The organism is Rhodococcus opacus B4, assembly GCF_000010805.1.
In the GTDB taxonomy this organism is placed as follows: Bacteria; Actinomycetota; Actinomycetes; order Mycobacteriales; family Mycobacteriaceae; genus Rhodococcus_F; species Rhodococcus_F opacus_C.
This window is the reverse complement of record NC_012522.1, coordinates 3007943-3026172: the sequence shown is the minus strand read 5'-3', so window position 1 is coordinate 3026172 and position 18230 is coordinate 3007943. Positions and strand designations below refer to the sequence as shown.

Annotated in this window: 16 protein-coding genes and 1 pseudogene; 13 read left to right on the top strand and 4 right to left on the bottom strand. The window is 65.1% G+C overall.

Annotation, left to right across the window (positions count from 1 at the left end; genetic code table 11):
* Positions 1-271 precede the first annotated feature (271 nt).
* The 8 genes from ROP_RS13940 to ROP_RS13905 all read left to right on the top strand — a co-directional run bounded on the left by ROP_RS13940 (position 272) and on the right by ROP_RS13905 (position 9329).
* Positions 272-1717, top strand: a complete 1446-nt coding sequence (locus ROP_RS13940) for an aldehyde dehydrogenase family protein (protein ID WP_167315958.1) — start codon at positions 272-274, stop codon at positions 1715-1717.
* A gap of 40 nt (positions 1718-1757) precedes the next feature.
* Positions 1758-2870, top strand: a complete 1113-nt coding sequence (locus tag ROP_RS13935; RefSeq protein ID WP_012690011.1) for an NDMA-dependent alcohol dehydrogenase — start codon at positions 1758-1760, stop codon at positions 2868-2870.
* 64 nt (positions 2871-2934) lie between these two features.
* The gene (locus ROP_RS13930) at positions 2935-3468 is read left to right on the top strand and encodes a cupin domain-containing protein (protein WP_012690010.1); all 534 of its coding nucleotides are present in this window, start codon (positions 2935-2937) and stop codon (positions 3466-3468) included.
* An 86-nt stretch (positions 3469-3554) separates the two neighbouring features.
* On the top strand, positions 3555-4916 hold the full coding sequence (locus tag ROP_RS13925) for an MFS transporter (RefSeq protein ID WP_012690009.1): 1362 nt from the start codon (positions 3555-3557) through the stop codon (positions 4914-4916).
* A gap of 82 nt (positions 4917-4998) precedes the next feature.
* On the top strand, positions 4999-5937 hold the full coding sequence (locus ROP_RS13920; protein WP_012690008.1) for an NADP-dependent oxidoreductase: 939 nt from the start codon (positions 4999-5001) through the stop codon (positions 5935-5937).
* Positions 5938-5957: 20 nt separating this feature from the next.
* Positions 5958-7430 (top strand): aldehyde dehydrogenase family protein, encoded by a 1473-nt coding sequence (locus tag ROP_RS13915; protein WP_231868910.1) that lies wholly within the window; start codon positions 5958-5960, stop codon positions 7428-7430.
* A 25-nt stretch (positions 7431-7455) separates the two neighbouring features.
* On the top strand, positions 7456-8295 hold the full coding sequence (locus ROP_RS13910) for a mycofactocin-coupled SDR family oxidoreductase (protein ID WP_012690006.1): 840 nt from the start codon (positions 7456-7458) through the stop codon (positions 8293-8295).
* Between the two features lie 131 nt (positions 8296-8426).
* A complete protein-coding gene (locus ROP_RS13905; RefSeq protein WP_012690005.1) occupies positions 8427-9329 on the top strand; it encodes an alpha/beta hydrolase in 903 nt (300 codons plus the stop codon).
* Between the two features lie 245 nt (positions 9330-9574).
* Here the strand turns inward: ROP_RS13905 and ROP_RS13900 are convergent.
* Together ROP_RS13900 and ROP_RS41125 are read right to left on the bottom strand one after the other, a co-directional pair.
* Positions 9575-9772 (bottom strand): annotated as a pseudogene (locus ROP_RS13900) (response regulator transcription factor); the annotation flags it as partial.
* A gap of 120 nt (positions 9773-9892) precedes the next feature.
* Positions 9893-10489 carry a nitroreductase family deazaflavin-dependent oxidoreductase gene (locus ROP_RS41125; RefSeq protein ID WP_193384856.1) on the bottom strand — a complete coding sequence of 199 codons (597 nt, stop codon included), beginning with the start codon at positions 10487-10489 and terminating at the stop codon, positions 9893-9895.
* 375 nt (positions 10490-10864) lie between these two features.
* Between ROP_RS41125 and ROP_RS13890 the strand changes: the two genes are divergently transcribed.
* The 4 genes from ROP_RS13890 (at position 10865) to ROP_RS13875 (ending at position 15732) form a co-directional block, all read left to right on the top strand.
* A complete protein-coding gene (locus ROP_RS13890) occupies positions 10865-11974 on the top strand; it encodes a ring-opening amidohydrolase (protein ID WP_012690002.1) in 1110 nt (369 codons plus the stop codon).
* A gap of 103 nt (positions 11975-12077) precedes the next feature.
* A complete protein-coding gene (locus ROP_RS13885; protein WP_012690001.1) occupies positions 12078-13553 on the top strand; it encodes an amidase in 1476 nt (491 codons plus the stop codon).
* A gap of 9 nt (positions 13554-13562) precedes the next feature.
* On the top strand, positions 13563-15257 hold the full coding sequence (locus ROP_RS13880) for a PucR family transcriptional regulator (protein ID WP_012690000.1): 1695 nt from the start codon (positions 13563-13565) through the stop codon (positions 15255-15257).
* Positions 15258-15456: 199 nt separating this feature from the next.
* Complete coding sequence (locus ROP_RS13875; RefSeq protein WP_012689999.1) at positions 15457-15732, top strand: hypothetical protein; 276 nt, start codon at positions 15457-15459, stop codon at positions 15730-15732.
* Positions 15733-15748: 16 nt separating this feature from the next.
* On the opposite strand, the gene ROP_RS13870 is transcribed toward ROP_RS13875, so the two are convergent.
* Positions 15749-16462: a TetR/AcrR family transcriptional regulator gene (locus tag ROP_RS13870; protein WP_012689998.1), complete on the bottom strand. Its 714-nt coding sequence runs from the start codon at positions 16460-16462 to the stop codon at positions 15749-15751.
* 91 nt (positions 16463-16553) lie between these two features.
* Here ROP_RS13870 and ROP_RS13865 point away from each other — a divergent pair, with 91 nt between their 5' ends.
* Positions 16554-17768 (top strand): FAD-dependent monooxygenase, encoded by a 1215-nt coding sequence (locus ROP_RS13865; RefSeq protein WP_012689997.1) that lies wholly within the window; start codon positions 16554-16556, stop codon positions 17766-17768.
* On the opposite strand, the gene ROP_RS13860 is transcribed toward ROP_RS13865, so the two are convergent.
* A complete protein-coding gene (locus tag ROP_RS13860) occupies positions 17733-18146 on the bottom strand; it encodes a VOC family protein (RefSeq protein WP_012689996.1) in 414 nt (137 codons plus the stop codon). The two genes, ROP_RS13865 and ROP_RS13860, sit on opposite strands and share 36 nt — an antisense overlap.
* Between the last annotated feature and the right edge of the window lie 84 nt (positions 18147-18230).

Below are 18230 nucleotides of genomic sequence, written 5' to 3'. Positions count from 1 at the left end.
GGGCGCGGAGTTACTTGAGCAGTCCTGAAGTCTATGTTGCGCACCAACTTTCAACGAAACCGGGCGGCGTGCGAACCGGCTGCGCCCCACTCAATCAGCACGCCTGTTGTGATGGTTGACACACCCACTGCGGCTTGTTAGCGTCAACGCATCATATTTGATCCATGATGCGACATAAGGCACCCTCGTTCGCCGAGTCGCCATCGATTCGGAGGCACCTCCATTGACATCAGACCCGTCACGCTCTGTACGGCCGGGCGACGCCGACTCCGTGTTGGCCCGCGGTGAGTGGCTGCCGTGGATCGACGGCCGCGCGAGCAGCCGGGACGGCCGGAAACTGCTGCCCGTCCTGGACCCCGCGACCGACAGGGAACTCGGCATCGTTCATCTCGCCGACGAAGACGACGTCGACGCCGCCGTGACCGCCGCGACCCGGGCATTCGAAACCTGGAGCGAGACCCCCGGGCGCGAGCGCAGTCACCTGCTGTGGGCGTGGGCCGAGCTGATCGACCGCCACGCGTACGAACTCGCCGCACTCGACGTGCTCGAGAACGGGATGCCGGCGCGACAATCGCTCGCCTACGTCCGCTGGGCAGCGGACACCATCCGTGAAACAGCGGGATGGGCAACCAAACTCACCGGTCTGACCAGTGATCAGGGCCCCGGTTTCTTCGCACACACCCTGCGGGTTCCGGTGGGTGTGGTCGGCACCATCTGCCCGTGGAACGCCCCCGCAGCCGGGTTCCTGCGCCAGGTCACGCCTGCCCTCACCGCCGGCTGCACGGTTGTCGGTAAGCCCTCGGAACTGACCCCGTTCACGGCGCTGCGGGTAGCGGAACTGGCCGCAGAGGCCGGCTTGCCGCCCGGAGTTCTCAATGTCGTTCCCGGTGTCGGCTCCGTGGCCGGTGAGCATCTCGCTCGCCATCACGGGGTCGCGCGCATCAACTTCACCGGGTCCACCGCCACCGGGCGCCGCATCGTCGAGGCCTCGGCCACGAACATGAAGCGGATGACGTTGGAACTGGGTGGAAAGTCCCCCGACATCATCTTCGACGACGCGGACCTGTCGGCCGCGGTTCCGGGTGCGGCGGCGGGCATCTTCACAAACGCCGGTCAGGTCTGTGTCGCCGGGTCGCGGTTGTTCGTCCAGGCCGGATGCTACGACGAGGTGGTGGATCGGTTGCAGCAGGAGGCGCGGCGGTTCACCGTCGGACCGGGATTCGAACCGGGCAGCGACATCGGACCCCTGATCTCGACCAGTCAGCGCCTGCGGGTCCAGGGACACGTCGACGGTGCCGTCGAGGACGGCGCCACCGTGGTTCTCGGGGGTAGGTCGGCGGACGCGGACTGGAACGCCAACGAGAACTTCTATCAGCCGACGATCATCGCCGACGTCACGCCGGAGATGCGTATTGCCCGCGACGAGGTGTTCGGCCCGGTGGTGAACGTCGTCCGGTTCCAGGACGAGGAGGAGGCACTCGCGCTCGCCAACGGCACGGAGTTCGGTCTCGCCGGCGGTCTCTGGACGGAGAATCTCAGCCGCGCGCACCGTTTCACCCGCCGCATCCGGGCCGGAATGTTGTGGGTCAACTGCTATGGCGCGTGGGCCACTTCCCTTCCGCACTCCGGGCAGAAGCAGAGCGGGTACGGCGCCAAGTACGGATTCCAGGCTGTCGCCGAACACACCGAAGAACGAACCGTCCTGATGAAGCTCTGAAAAATACTTCCCCACTGACTCTTTCGATACGGAGACATCCATGAAGACCAAAGCTGCGGTGCTGCTGGAAAACAGCACCGAGTTCGAGATCCGCGAACTCGACATCGACGAACCCGGAGTCGGCGAGGTGCAGATCAAATTCGTCGCCTCCGGACTCTGCCACTCCGACCTGCACCTGCTCGACGGCGACCTCACGCCTAGATATCCCATCGTTGCAGGTCACGAAGGTTCCGGCATCATCGAGAAGGTCGGCCCCGGGGTGACCAAGGTCGGACCCGGCGACCACGTCGTCTGTAGCTTCATCCCGTCCTGCGGAAGCTGCCGTTACTGCTCCACCGGCCGGCAAAGCCTGTGCGACCTCGGAGCCAACGCTGTCCTCGGCACCTTCCCCGACAGCGGAACCCGCTACCACGGAGGCGGCCTCGACTTCGGCAGCCTCTGCATGCTCGGCACCTTCTCCGAACGCGCGACGCTCTCACAGCACTCCGTCGTCAAGGTCGACGACTGGCTGCCGCTCGAGACGGCAGTCCTGGTCGGATGCGGTGTGCCGACCGGCTGGGGCACCGCGGTCTACGCAGGCGGCGTGCGCGTCGGGGACACCACGGTCATCTACGGAATCGGCGGAATCGGCATCAATGCCGTCCAGGGCGCGGTCAGTGCCGGCGCGAAGTACGTGGTCGCCGTCGACCCGGTGGCGTTCAAGCGAGAAACCGCCCTAAAGTTCGGCGCCACCCACGCGTTCGCGACGGCCGACGAGGCGGCCGAGAAGATCAACGAAATCACCTGGGGTCAGGGCGCAGATCAGGCGCTGGTCACCGTGGGTGTCGTCGACGAAGAGGTCGTGCAGAACGCGTTCGACGCCGTCGGCAGGGGCGGCGTCGTCGTGGTCACCGGACTGGCCGCACCGGAAAAGCTCACCATTCACGTGTCGGGTGCCGTGCTGACGAAGTTCGAAAAGACCATCAAGGGAACCATGTTCGGCTCCGGAAACCCGCACTACGACATCGTCCGGCTGCTCCGCCTCTACGACAAGGGCGACCTGAAACTCGACGAACTCGCCACCAAAAACTACCGACTCGAAGACATCAACCAGGGATTCCGGGACCTGAAGGACGGCAAGCTGATTCGCGGCGTCATCCTTCACGACCAATAGATCCGAGCGTTGTTGACCTACCAACGACGACTTCCTCACAACCACAACCCGAGAAAGGGAACACATGCCTTCCGACCACAAGCAATTCCAGGCCCGGCGCGTCGTGACCGGCGTCAACGGAAACGGAAAATCCACGATCGTACTGGACGAGAACACCACCACCCGTGCCGTCACCGACGGATTCACCGTCGCCGACGTCTGGCAGGCCGCCACCATTCCGGCGTCGGTCGATGCGAAGGACACCCTCGACGGCACCGTCGCTCTCGCACCTCCGGCCGAGGGTGTCGTCGTACGGCTCGCGACGTTCCCGCCGGACAGCGAGTGGGATGCGGCCGCGGGCTACGAGAGCGCCCTCGGCGACCTGCAAGCCGGGGACGCCTACACCGCCGACGACGCCATCAGCGGACTGCACGTCACCGAAACCATCGACATCGTCACCATCGTGACCGGCGAACTGTATGCCGTACTCGAGGACTCCGAGACGCTCCTGCGACCCGGGGACACATTCGTCCAACGCGGAACCAAGCACACCTGGAGCAACCGGAGTGACCGTTCCGCCACATTCGTCGCCACCATGATTCCCGCGACTCGCGATTGACCAGCGCGGCGGTGGGACCGTCGCGTCCCACCCGGCCCCACGCCAGCACTCATGGCACCGAAACATCGATACGACGAAGGAAGATCATGACGGTATCGCGTGACGCCGAGAGTGCGAGCGGCGCAGTCGGCAGCAGCTCGACAGGACGACACCGAAGTTCGAACGTCATCGTGGCGCTCTGCTTCGCCGCGCTGATCTGCGACGGGTACGACCTGGTCGTCTACGGAGCGACGGTGCCGTCGCTGCTGGGGTACGAACCGTGGGGTGTCACCGCGATGGAGGCCGGTGCCATCGGCAGTTTCACCCTCGTCGGGATGCTCATCGGCGCACTCGCGTCGGGGGCCGCCTCGGGTCGATTCGGGCCGCGACGGCTCTTTCTCGGTTCGATGGTCTGGTTCGCGACCGCGATGGGGTTGTGTGCGGTCGCGCCAAGCCCCGAGGTATTCGGGGTCCTCCGATTCATCGGGGGTCTCGGTCTGGGCGGGTTCGTTCCGGTGTCCGTTGCGCTGATCATCGAGTTCTCACCCGCCGGCCGGCGCCAATTCAACAACGCGCTGTCCTGTTGCGGGTACTGCCTCGGCGGGATCGCCGCTGCGGTCGCAGGGATCGTCCTGCTGCCCGACCTCGGGTTCCGATGGATGTACGCACTGTGCCTTCTGCCGCTCATCACAGTGTTTCCGCTGGCGCTGCGGTACCTCCCGGAGTCGCCGGCGTATCTCGCGAGCCGTGGCCGGGTGGAGGACGCCGACGCGGTCGCCCGCGACTTCGGTGTGGGGCGGACCGGCCCGGCGTCGAGTGAGTCATCCGACTCCGCGTCGATGCGCGCTCTCCTGAAACCCGCGCACCGGCGTGCAGCTGCACTGTTCACGGTCGCAGCCTTCTGCGGTCTGCTCATGACCTACGGCATCAGCACGTGGCTGCCCCAAATCATGAAGCAAGCGGGCTACTCGCTCGGGAGCTCACTGATGTTTCTCCTCGTGCTCAACGCGGGCGCCATGGTCGGAGTCCTCATCGCCTCGACCCTCGCCGATCGACTGGGGTCACGACAGGTCACGGCAACGGTGCTGCTGCTCGCCGCGGTATCGATCCTGATGCTCAGCTTCCGGATGCCACTGCCGATGCTGTACGTCTTCGTGGCAATCGCCGGCCTGGGTACGATCGGCACCCAGATCCTGATCATGGGCTATGTGGGCACGGTTTTCACGGGAACCTCGAGGGCTCCCGCAATCGGTCTCACTATTGGAATCGGTCGCGCAGGCGCAGTGGTCGGTCCGATCCTCGGCGGGTGGATCGCGGCCGCCACGCTCGGTTACCAATGGAACTTTTACGCGTTCTCGGTTTTCGCGGTGATCGGGATGGGGGCGATCCTGCTGGTGTCGGTAGGAACGTCGCGCCGCGGCAATCGCGACGCCCACGAATCAGTCCGCTCGGCGATAACGCCGAATTGAGTGGTGGATTCAGTATCTGGGTCTCCACACCCGGCGGACTATACGGAATCATGGACCACGGAGCCGCGCAGCGAGGTACGTCATGAACCGAGCGGTAACGGTCAGCCGTTTCGGTGGACCGGAAGTCATCGAAATAGCAGAGATTCCGATGCCCCACCCAGGACCCGGCGGAGCCCGGGTCAGGGTGGAGGCGGCCAGCGTGCACCCGGTCGATCTCGCGACCAGGGCCGGGCACTACGGCGAGACCCCCGAGCCGGCCGGACGATTGGTCTTGGGCTGGGACTATGCCGGTCGCATTGATGCAGTAGGACCCCACGTCGATACCGGAATCATCGGTATTACCGTAACCGGCTGGCGGTACTGGTTCGACACCCGCGAGGGGACGCAGGCGGACTTCGTCGTCGTTCCAATCGAATCGGTAACACCCTGCCCGTCATCGCTATCACCGGCCGCGTTGACGACTCTGCCACTCAACGGGAACACCGCATTCCAAGCACTCGACCTGCTAGGACTTCAGCGTGGCCACACCCTTGCAATCCTGGGCGCTGCAGGAAATCTCGGAGGCTTTGCCATGGATCTGGCGGTACACCGCGGCATCGCCGTTGCGGGTGTTGCCGGTGATGGCGACCGCGAGTTCGTGGAGGGGCGGGGCGGACGTTTCATCTCACGCACCTCGCGTGATGTTGGCGGCGACCTGCGGCGGGCACTGGGCGGCCCGGCCGACGCGCTCTTCGCGACCGCCCCGGTCGACCGGTCGGTTTTCGGCGGCCTGCAGCCCGGAGGTGTCGCTGTGAGCGCGGTCGGGGAGCGTCCGGCGAACAGCGGGCTCGACTGGCGGTTCTTGAACGCCCGCCCGAACACCGAGCAGACAGTGGAGCTGGTCCGGATGGCCGAGCGCGGCGAGATCGCTCTGCGCGTCGCGGGCACGATTCCGTTCGAGGATGCGGCAGAGGCACACCGCGCCGCCGCGAGACCGGGAATGCGCGGCCGATACGTATTGACATCCACAGAGAGAAGGTAATGATGGCCACGGTGGCGCACATGCCGCGAGTGGGAATCGTCGGGGCGCGAGGTTCCGTCGTTCCGGAGTCGGGCGAGTACATCCCGATCGAGAACCCGGCAACAGGTCAGGTGTGGGCGGAGGCGTTCGAGTCGTCGGCCGGCCACGTCGACGAGGTCGTCACGACCGCCGGGCAGGTCTTTCGCGAGACGTGGCGAGACATGGCCCCCGACGAACGGGGTCGGCTCGTCCGCCGCTGGGCCGAGTTGATCGCCGAACGGCGTGACGAACTCGCCGACCTCGAGACCGACGACGTCGGTCACCTGCGACGAGAGGCACTCGGCGACGTCGACGGCGGAGCCCGCTGGCTGACGTACTACGCGGGAATGGCCGACAAGATCGAGGGCCGATCGTTCGCGCAGTATCCGGACCGCGTCGCATATCAGGCGCGGGAACCGTACGGCGTCGTGGCCGGGGTCAACCCGTTCAACGGCAACCCGATGATGTTCGGCTGGAAGGCCGGGCCGGCGCTGATTGCAGGAAACTGCTTCGTACTCAAAGCGCCGGAAGTTGCGCCGATATCATCATTCCGAATGGCGGAACTCGCGCTCGAGGCAGGGATTCCGCCGGGCGTGGTCAATGTGGTCACCGGGCGGGGGGAGGTGACCGGTCGCGCGCTGACCGAGCACCCGGAGATCGGAATGCTCGTGTTCACGGGTAGCCCGGAGGCATCCCGGACGGTGATCGCACAGTCCGCCGCGACCATCACGCCGCTGAGCCTCGAACTCGGCGGTAAGAGCGCCGTAATTCTGCTCGAGGATGCCGATCTCGACACGGCGATTCCGTCGATCCTGCATTCGAACTTCGTCAAGAGCGGGCAGAGTTGCGCAGCGGGATCGCGCATTTTCGTGCCCGACGCGTTGTATGACGAGGCGGTGAACCGGATCGAATCGCTCGCCCGGTCGATCCGGGTAGGCCCGCCGCGCGATCCAGCGTCGCAGATGGGCGCCCTGATCAGCGGACGGCAACTCGAGCGGGTGGACTCGATCGTCACGTCCGCTGTCGGCCAGGGCGCGACCCGGCTGGCGGGCGGCTGTCGAGCGGACGAGGTGGCACTGGGTGAGGGGTACTTCTATCGCCCCACCGTCCTCATAGACGTCACTGATGACAACATCGTCGCCAGCACAGAGGTATTCGGCCCGGTCGCCAGCGTGCTGCGGTACTCCGACATCGACGAGGTTCTCGCTCGGGCGAACGGAGCAAGGCTGGGGCTCACTGCCCAGATCTGGGGCAACGACGCGCGCGCCATCCAATATCTGGCACGGAACCTGGAAGCGGGCACCGTGTGGGTGAACACCTACCGAGCCATCCATCCGACCATTCCATTCGGTGGGATGAAGGAAAGCGGATACGGCCGCGAGAACGGATTCGACGCGATCGACCTCTACACGCGATCCAAAGCCGTGGTGTGGGACCTGAATGAGGAACGAACCCTCCCGTACGGCGCGCGTTGACAGAAACTTCGACGGAAGGAAACGAGTGGCTCACACACAGGGGCGAGTGTCCGGCAAAGTGGCGCTCGTGACCGGAGCAGCGCGGGGACAGGGCCGCAGCCATTGCGTGCGGCTGGCGCAGGAAGGGGCAGACATCATCGCGATCGACGTCTGCCGGAACATCGACACGATCCCGTATGCACTCGGCACCGAGGCCGATCTCGCCGAAACCGTCGCGCTCGTGGAGGAAAGTGGCGGACGAATCTTGGCTCGTCACGCGGACGTCCGGGACCGAGAAGGATTGACCACGGTCGTGGACGAGGGAGTGGCACGTTTCGGCGCCCTGGACATCGTCAGTGCCAACGCGGGGGTGATGTCACCGGCCAAAACGCTGGAGTTGAGCTCCGATATGTGGCAGGACCTGCTCGACGTCAATCTGGTCGGTGTCTACAACACCTGCGCCACCGCGATCCCTCATCTCATCGCCGGCAAGGGTGGATCCATCGTGCTCACCAGTTCATGCTCCGGCCTCCGTGGCACCCCAAATTTGGCCCACTATTCGGCGGCCAAGCACGGCGTCGTGGGATTGATGCGCACGCTCGCCATCGAGCTCGCTCCCGAATTCATCCGGGTAAACACCATCCACACCACAATCGTCCCGACAGGAATGGGATTGAGCGATGCCGTCCTGGAACTGTTCCGACCGGACCTCCCCCGGCCGACGGTGGACGATGCGCGGGCCGGGTTCGCCCAGCAGAACTTGATCCCCGTGCCCTGGGTGGAACTCGACGACGTCTCGAACGCGCTGCTCTTCCTTGCCTCGGACGAGTCCCGGTACATCACCGGGGTGGCGCTGCCGGTCGATGCCGGCTCCATGGAGAAATGAGGAATGGTCAGGCCTTCAACCGATGCCTGGCGTCTCGCGCCCCGCGAGACATGTAGAACATCTGAATCAGCGATGCCGGGATGGGTGCTACCACGACGCCACCGGTCCCGGCAACATAGGAGTGAACTCCCGTGACCGATAACAAATCGAACGAAGTGATCGACGGCCTGGCAGACTTCTTCGCCACGTCGTACAGAACGCCGATCTTCCGGCGCCCCGACGAGGTCGGCCTGGACTACGAAGATGTCTTTTTTCCCTCCCTCGACGGCGTTCCCCTCGAGGGCTGGTTCATACCAGCGAAGACTGATCGCCTCGTCATCTGCAACCACTTCATGCCAGGGAATCGATACGGCTATCCGGGCCACCTGGAACCGTGGACGAACTTCGGCGGCTTCGAAGTCAGCTTTTTGCCGCAGTACAAGTCTCTCCACGACGCCGGCTACAACGTCCTAGCGTACGACCTGCGCAACCACGGGCTCAGCGGAGCAGGGAACGGCGGCACCGTCGGCATCGGTCTCCTCGAATACCGAGACGTGATCGGATCTCTGCGATACGCGAGATCACGCAAGGACACGTCGAATATGAAAACCTCGCTTCTCAGCGTATGCCTCGGTTGCGACTCGACGATCGTCGCCATCGACAAACATCCCGACGAGTTCAGTCACGTCAAGTCACTGATCGCACTGCAGCCGGTTTCTGCACGCCCATTCATCGAACGCGCATCGGAGGACGCCGGAATCGACAATGGATCCGAGTTGTTCGACGCGGCGATCCACAAACGCACCGGCTTTCATATCGACGAGCTGTCGCCGATCGAGCATGCGAAAGCGGTACAGCTACCCACTCTCGTAGTGCAAGTACACGAGGACTCCCTTACAAAGCCATCCGACGTGCAGACCATCTACGACAACATCGCGGCGCAGGACAAGAAGCTGTTCTGGATCGAGGACACCACCGAGCGGTTCCGCGGATACAACTACTTCGGTGAGCATCCCGAACTTATGCTCGAGTGGTTCGATTCGCACATCGACTAGGTCAATGAGACAATCGCCAGCGATGTCGACGAATGCAGTGCTGACGACCTCACTCGCGCCTCACCTTCGCATCACAGTCCTCGTGCGCGCGCCGACTTCCCAGATTGCTCTTGGTGGCCGGCGCGTGCGGCGATCGCGGCGTCAGGTGCGCGAAGGGTCGGCTTGGGGCCATAGGAACGCGAGCAAAGGCTCGAATGACGGGCTTCGTAACAACAGCTAGCAAGGCCCGTAAGGGTTTCGTCGGCCTAGTCATGCGTGCGGTCCACCACCCAGGCCGCGACCTGTGTCCGGGAGGTGATGCCCAGTTTGGTCAGGATGTGCTCCACGTGCCCTTGCGCGGTGCGGAAGGGATCACCAGGCGGGCAGCGATGGCCTGATTTGGTCAGCCCTTCGGCAATCAGGGCAGCAACCTGGCGTTCCCGCTTGGTCAGTCGCGTCGATGCGCCAATCGCTTGGTCAGAGGTGCTTGGTGGCTGCGCGTGAAAGGGACCTATGGACCGCCGCTTGGTCACCGCGAATGAGCGGTGTGTAGGTGCCTGTCTTCCCTACGGAACGAACGTCGGTCACCTCGCCTGTTCTGCGAGCTCGATCACGAGTGGAATACCGGTGTCGAACCAATAGCGGTGGAGGTCCTTGATCTTGGACCGGGAGGGGCGCCCGCGCAGATGAAGCCGGCATTCGCCGTAGTCGATGAGGTGCACGGTCTCGCAGATCGCTTCTCTGGCCTGCTGCAGCTCGAACGGGTCGCTGATCTCGCGCGCGACACCGGCAAAGGTGTGGCGTCGCAGTCGCACATATACGTTCGGGTTGCTTCGGATGTTCCACACCCAGGATGAAACGGCCAGAGGTCGCTCGAGTGCCAGGGCGGGCGGGCGTAGCATCACGACGTACACCTTGTCTTGACGCCGGATCGCGCGAACGTAGTTGCGACGTTGCTTGCCGCTCCTGCGTCCGGTCGTGGTGAGTACTCCGTGCCCGGGGGGTGTCGAAACAGCGAACACCCGGAGCATGACCGCGCTGAGGATGCGTCCATCCCTGGCCGATTCCAGCAGCCGCCCGTGCTTCGGTGCTTCGCTTCTGGCCGCGGCCCGGATGGCGGCGGCACGGACGGACACCGCGTTGTCCCCTGAGGTGGAGCCGTCGCTCGGGGTCTCTGCCATCATGACCCTTCTGGTGTCGTCCGCGGTCGCTTCTGCCCAGCATCACAGATCGTCCTTGCCTCCCGCAGCCAATGTCCGTACTGGCCACTGTGTGGCGATCTCCGATGGGACTAGAACCAAGAGTCTCGCGACCCTGAACCCGCTCGGATCTTCGACGCGGTCGAGACGCGCGGGATCCCGGTGCACAGAACCGGGGCGTGGGCGAGGCGGCTGTCATCAGCGGCGACGGCCAAATATGCCCAATAGGAAATGTGGTTTGGGCAAACTTTGCCAATGTCCGAGTGTGATCGCCCTCATAGCGTGGGCGGCGTGAGAGTTCCGATCGCCACCGGCTGATCTCGACTACCCCGCAAGCCCCATACAGAGGAGATGTCAATGCCCGAAGCTATCGAGGTCCGCAAGGTTCCCCTGCACAGCGTGTCCGACGCCGGCGAGCTGGCCAAGCTCATCGACGACGGTGTGCTCGAAGCGGACCGCGTCGTTGCAGTCATCGGCAAGACCGAGGGCAACGGCGGCGTCAACGACTACACGCGCATCATCGCCGACCGGGCCTTTCGCGAGGTCCTCTCCGCCAAGGGCAGCCGAAGCACGGACGAGGTGGCCCAGGTGCCCATCGTCTGGTCCGGCGGCACCGACGGTGTGATCAGCCCGCACGCAACGATCTTCGCGACGGTGCCGGCAGAAAAAGCGACGAAGACCGAAGAGCCGCGACTGACCGTCGGTGTCGCGATGAGTGAGCAGCTCCTTCCCGAGGACATCGGCCGCACCGCGATGATCACCAAGGTGGCCGCAGCGGTGAAGATGGCGATGGACAACGCCGGCATCACCGACCCCGCCGACGTGCACTACGTGCAGACGAAGACGCCGTTGCTGACGATCCACACCATCCGAGACGCCAAGAGCCGCGGCGAGACGGTGTGGACCGAGCACACGCACGAGTCGATGGACCTGTCGAACGGTGTCACGGCGCTGGGGATTGCCGTCGCTCTCGGTGAGATCGACATGCCTGACGATGCCGATGTCATGCACCGCCGCGACCTCTACTCGTCGGTCGCCTCCTGTTCCTCGGGTGTCGAGTTGGACAGGGCTCAGATCGTGGTTGTGGGCAACGCGCGCGGTATCGGCGGCCGCTACCGGATCGGGCACAGCGTGATGACGGATCCGCTCGATCAGGACGGCATCTGGTCGGCGATCCGGGATGCGGGACTCGAACTGCCCGAGCGGCCGCACACGAGCGACCTCGACGACCGGCTCGTCAACGTCTTCCTCAAGTGTGAGGCGAGTCAGGACGGGACGGTGCGCGGCCGTCGCAATGCGATGCTCGACGACTCGGACGTGCACTGGCACCGCCAGATCAAGTCGTGCGTCGGCGGTGTCGCGTCCTCGGTCACCGGTGACCCGGCGGTGTTCGTGTCCGTGTCGGCGGCACACCAGGGTCCGGAGGGCGGCGGACCCGTCGCCGCCATCGTCGACCTCGGTCAATAGTCCTCGGTCACAACGTGAATGAGGTTGCGCCGCGTCCGGAAACCGGTCCGCGGCGCAACCTCGACCACAAGTATTCGTTCCGCAACCGTGGAGAGGTTCACACGTGTCACACGCCATCGACCTTGTCAACGCAGACGACTCCGGCAAAACTTTCGACGACCTCGTCATGTGCGATGCGTTGACCCTCAGTAGCTTGATCAAGAGTCGCGAAGTGTCGTGCGTCGACGTCATGACAGCCTATCTCGACCACATCGAACTGCACAATCGCAGCGTCAACGCCATTGTCGCCCTGCGCGATCGGGGCGAGTTGCTGGCCGAGGCGCGCGAGCGGGACCAACAGCTCGCCGACGGGCACTACCTCGGCTGGATGCACGGGTTCCCGCACGCCGTCAAGGACCTCTCCGCCGCCAAGGGGCTTCCGTTCACCTCCGGATCACCCATTTTCGCCGATCGGATCGCCGATGCGGACGAGCTGTTCGTCACGCGGATCAAGGCCGCGGGCGCCATTGTCATCGGCAAGACCAACACCCCCGAGTTCGGGCTCGGGTCCCAAACGTACAACCCGGTGTGGGGGACGACGGCGACACCGTACGACACGTCACGCACCGCGGGTGGAAGCAGTGGCGGTGCCGCCGCGGCCCTGGCACTGCGGATGCTCCCGGTCGCCGACGGCAGCGACTACATGGGTTCGCTGCGAAACCCGCCCGCCTTCAACAATGTCGTGGGATTTCGGCCGTCGTGGGGGCGCATTCCGGAGCCAGGCTTCATCGCGCAGGGCGCGGTTGTCGGCCCGATGGGTCGGTCGGTGGCCGATGTGGCGCAGCTCTTGTCGACGATGGCGGGGCCCGCCGCCAACGCCCCGCTCGGCATCGACGAGGACCCCGGGGTATTCACACGGAACCTCGAGCGGGACTTCCGCGGAACGCGGATCGCCTGGGTGGGGGACTGGGACGGGTACCTGGCGACGGAACCCGGAGTTCTCGAACTCTGCGAGTCCTCGTTCGACGCGTTCCGGACCATCGGTTGCCGCGTCGAGGCAGCGCTCCCCGACTACCGGCCCGAAGACATCTGGCAGCTCTTTCTGCGATGGCGCTGGTGGGCCCAGCTCGGCTTGGTCGACCTCTACGACGACCCTCGGACACGTGCGCAGATGAAGCCCGAATTCGTGTGGGAGATGGAGCACGGAATCGCACTGTCCGCACTCGACGTCACCAAGGCAGCGGCAGCCCGCAACGACTGGCAGGCGGCCCTCACGAAGATGTTCGAAACATATGACTACATCCTCGCGCCCAGTGCTCAGGTATTTCCGTTCGACAAGTCCACGCACTGGCCCACCGAGATCGCCGGCAGACCCATGGATACGTATCACCGATGGATGGAGACCGTCGCGCCGTGGACGATGACGAGCCTCCCGGTTGCGGCGATGCCGGTCGGGTTCGATGTCCGCGGGCTCCCGATGGGAATTCAGATAATCGGACGGCACGGCACTGACCGGGACGTTCTCCAACTCGCCCACGCGTACGAGCAGATGACGAAGTGGACGGAGCGTGTGCTTCCGCCGGTATTCCGTTCGAGCTGAGGTGTACGGGTGGACGCGGTCGATCTGCCGGCACCTGCCGGCTACGCATTGACGATTCGAGAGCTGCTGACCCTGCCCAGCCTGGCCGGTTCCAAGCTCATCGCGGGGGCGGGTGGCCTCGAGCAGATGGTTCTGCGAGTCAACGTCATGGAGGTGCCGGACATCCTGCCGTGGGTCAAACCGAACGAACTGCTGATCACCACGGGGTTCCCTCTGCGACATGCAGATTCGGGTGAGCCGTTCGACACCGGCGCGCTGGTCGAACTCGTCGAGGGCCTCGCCCGGCGTGGCGTGGCCGCGCTCGGGGTCAAGGAGGGCCGGTACCTCGACGACCTCCCCGCGGCGATGATCGAGGCATCCGACCGACTCGACGTTCCGCTGTTTCTCATCCCGCGCGACATCGGTTTCGACGAGGTGATGTCCGAGGTGTTCACCCACCTCGTCGATCGTCAGGCGTTCGCGCTCGACGTTGCCGATCGCATGCACCGCGCCCTGACGAAGATCGTCCTCGAGGGCGGCGACCTGCCGCAGATAGCGGACGAGGTCGCCGCGCTGTTCGACGCTGCGGTGCTGATCTGCACGCCCGACGGTCGGGTCAACGCGACAGCGGGTGCGACGGTCAATCTGGAGGCGTTAGAGGGGTTGCCGCTGGTCGACCCGTCCGGCCGACTTCGCACCGAGCGCCTGCACCCCGGCCTGCAGTCCGTGCCGGGCACGGAGGCCGGCCAGATCGCCGTCGCGCCGGTTCTTGCCGGCGGCACCGACCACGGCGTCATAGTCGCCTTCGCGGGAGATGGCGGATTGGGCCCCGTGGCGGTGCAGGCGCTGGAGCGCGCCGCAACCGTCGTCGCGCTGGCGGTGACCAAGCAACTCGCCGTGTCGGCGGTCGAATCGAAATTCCACGGCGACTTCCTGCGCGATGTACTCAACGGGGACGCCGGCACGGTTGCCCAGATCGCGGAGCACTGCGCGCAGCTCGAATGGGACGTGAACCGCGCCATGGTGGTTGTGGTCGCGGAGCTCGACCCGGACCTCGCTCGCTCGACCGCGGGCCCTGCAGCACGGCCGCCGGTTGCCGGACGGATGCCGCAACAGAGACTCACCGATGCCTGGAAACAAGTGGTCCGGCGCAGGGATCGGCACGCACCGGTGGTCGGCTTCAGTTCCGAGGTGGTGGTGTTGATGCCGGTGGGTGGCAACGACACGAGGCCTGTCATCGACGATCTGATTGCGGCCGTCACCGGTGACCGAGGAGGCGGCAGGCATTCGTTCTGCACCGGCGTGAGCCGGGTCATCGACTCGGCTACCGACATTCCGCAAGCGTACGACCAGGCGCGTAAAGCAGTGACGGTCGGGCGGCGCATGCGCGGGAACGGCTCCGTCGCACACTTCGACAGCCTGGGCGTCCACCGACTGCTCTCCCTGGTCGACGACAGCGCCGAGCTCCGAGCGTTCGCCACCGAGATCCTCGGCTCGCTGGCCGGCGACACAGACGAGGCGATCGACCTCCGCCAGACGATGCAGGCGCTCCTGGACACCAACTGCAACGTCGCCGAGACTGCACGCATCCTGCATTTCCATTACAACACGCTGCGTTACCGGATCGGCAAGTTGGAGAGCATCGTCGGCCCGTTCACGACGGATCCCATTCTGCGCCTGGACGTCGCGCTTGCATTGCGGGTAGTGGAGATGGAGGGGTTGTGACCGACCACCACGATATCCAAGTGGGGCGGCAGAAGCATCGGCGATACTTGCTCGAGTGGTTCGGGATCTTGGTAGTTGTCTACCATCCCCGCACCCGGGCATCGGTGGAAGACTGAGCGCAGCTTGCAGGAACAGCGCCAATGCAACGTCCCGCGGATGAATTCGCCCTCACCGTCCACAGCTCTGTGATTGGACAGAAATGAACGCTCTGCTCTACCTCGGCATCGTCCTTCTCGTTGTCTCCAACATGCTGATCCCCCCGTCGATTCTGCGATTCTACACCGGGGCCGGCAGCCAGCTTCTGAGCTGGAACGTCATTCTGTCCTTGACCGGATCGGCGACGATGCTGGCGAGCGCGCTGACGTCGACGGATGCATCGATCGGGCAGCGTTGGGCCACAGCGCTTGCCGGACTTCTGTGCGGCGGCGTCCTGGCCGTGACGATTGCGGTGGTGATCAAGCCGCGATCCACCTGATCGAACCGCGGCTCCGCTATTCGGCGCGTTCCGCGACGAGTGCGGCGAGGCCGTCGAAGATCCGGGCCAGGCCGAATTCGAGCGCATCGTCCTGCCCGGACGAGGAGCCGGCGGAGGCGAAGGCCGCCGCCGCTTCGGGGTAGCGTTCGGCGTTGTCGGTGAGGATTCCCGACATGATTGCGTTCAGGGACTTCTCGGGTGTGTCGGTTTCGGCGCCGGGTGCCGTCGACTGCTGAGCGAGGCTGCGGACGTGGCCGGTGATCAGGACGACCGAATCCAGTCGTTCCCCGCCGGTGAGGCCGGTATCGCTCAGTGCCCCGAGACCTGTTTCGAGCCAGTCCAATTCGTTCGGCCCCATCACGCGGGGGCCGACGGCGACGTCCACGACCCACGGATGCCGTCGCAGACCCGCCCACATGCGCAGTGCCCACTCGTGGAGCGCTGCACGCCAGTCGTCGAGGTCGGACAGGTCGGGTGCGGGTCCGAGAGCGGCATCGAGCATGAGGGCGGTCAGTTCGGCCTTCCCGGGGGTGTAGCGGTAGAGGGACATCTTGGTGAACCCGAGATCCTCCGCGAGGCGCTGCATCGACAACGTGGCGAGGCCCTCCGCATCGGCCATCGAGATGGCGGTGGCGACGATCTGCTCGAGGCTCAGCGCCGGCTTCGGGCCGCGCTTCGGCCGGTCCGGCGATCCCCAGAGAAGCTCGGCGGTACGGGGCTGGGTGACCATCGTGCGCTCCTCCGGCCGACTCTTGATCCGGAATAGTGTCTACCATACACTGAACTGTGTCCATCAGACACAATTCATTCCGGAGGCTCACATGCCGCACGACACCGTCCTGATCTCAGGTGCCGGCATCGCCGGGCCGGCCCTGGCGTTCTGGCTTGCTCGCAGCGGATACGCCGTCACCGTCGTCGAGAAGGCGCCGGCCCTTCGGCTCGGCGGCCAGGCAGTCGACTTCAAGGGGGAGGTGCACCGGAAGGTGCTGGAAAAGATGGGGATTCTCGACGAGGTGCACCGCAGGCAGACCGGGAAGACCGACCTCCGGATCGTCGACGAACACGACAGGCACCTGGCGACCATGCCCGGTGAATTCATCGGCGGGGACGTCGAGATCCTGCGGGGCGACCTGACCGAGATCCTCTACGAGCGGACCGCGGATTCGTGCGAGTACCTCTTCGGTGATTCCGTCACCGCAATGACCGACACGGAGTCCGGTGTCGAGGTCACGTTCGAGAAGTCGCACGCACGCCGCTTCGACCTGGTGTTCGGCGCCGACGGCATCCACTCGGCCGTGCGCCGGCACCGGTTCGGACCGGAGGAGGACTTCGTCCGATTCCTCGGGTACTACTACGCCGTCGTCGGCACGACGGACGCGGTGGGTGCGGCGTCGTTCGACAGGGAACGCGCGACGGGTTTGATGTACAACGAACCCGGAAGGATGGTCGTCGTCGGTGGGCCGAAGGCCCCCGAGTTGCTCGTCTTCGCCTCCGACCCGATCGACTACGACCGCGGCGACGTCACCGAGCAGAAGCAACTGCTGGCCACCGCGTATGCAGGCGCGGGCTGGCGCGTGCCAGGGTTGCTCGCGCACCTGGACGACGCGCCCGACTTCTACCTCGACTCGATCGCACGGGTCGAGACCGATACCTACACCGCCGGACGCGTGGCCCTGCTCGGTGATGCCGCGTACGGAAACACGCTCGGCGGCTTCGGAACCGGGCTCGCCCTCGTCGGTGCGTATGTACTGGCGGGCGAACTCGCCGCCGCCGCCGGTGGCGACCACCGCGTGGCCTTCGGACGCTACGACGAGCAGATGCACCGGTACGCGAAGGTTGCCCGCACAGGCAGCGCCGGACCGTTTCTCGCGCCGAAGTCGCCCACTCGAATCACGCTGCGCAATTGGATGTTCAAGTCCAAGATCCTGTTCGGCGCGATGATGAAACTGACCGACTTCTTCGCCACCGGCATCGACCTGCAGGACTACCCGGCGCTGCGATCAGCCGGGCGTCCCGGCAATGTTGACCATCCATGAGATGCCGAATTGGTCGGTACAGGCGCCGAATTCGTCTCCCCACATCTGCTTCTCGAGGGGCACCGACACGGAGCCGCCGCCCGAGAGCTTGGCCCAGTAACCGCGGAGCAGGTCGCCGTCGTCGCCGCTCAGGCTCACCGCGATGTTGGTTCCCGGGTTGTGTTCCATGCCGGGCGGCGTGTCTGCGCCCATGAGGGTGAACCCGTTGTCGGATTCGAGCATGGCGTGCATGATCTTGTCGGCTCCCTCGGCGTCCGGGGCGCCGAACTCACCGAAGGTGCTCACCGCCAGGGTGCCACCGAAGACGTCCTTGTAGAACTCCATTGCCTGCCGCGCGTTGCCGTCGAAGCTGATGTAAGGGTTGAGACGAGAGGTCATGGGGCATGCTCCTTCTAGGTGCCGGAACCGACAGGAACGACGGTACAACGACCGACCGACACGATGTGGGGAACGGACGGCAGA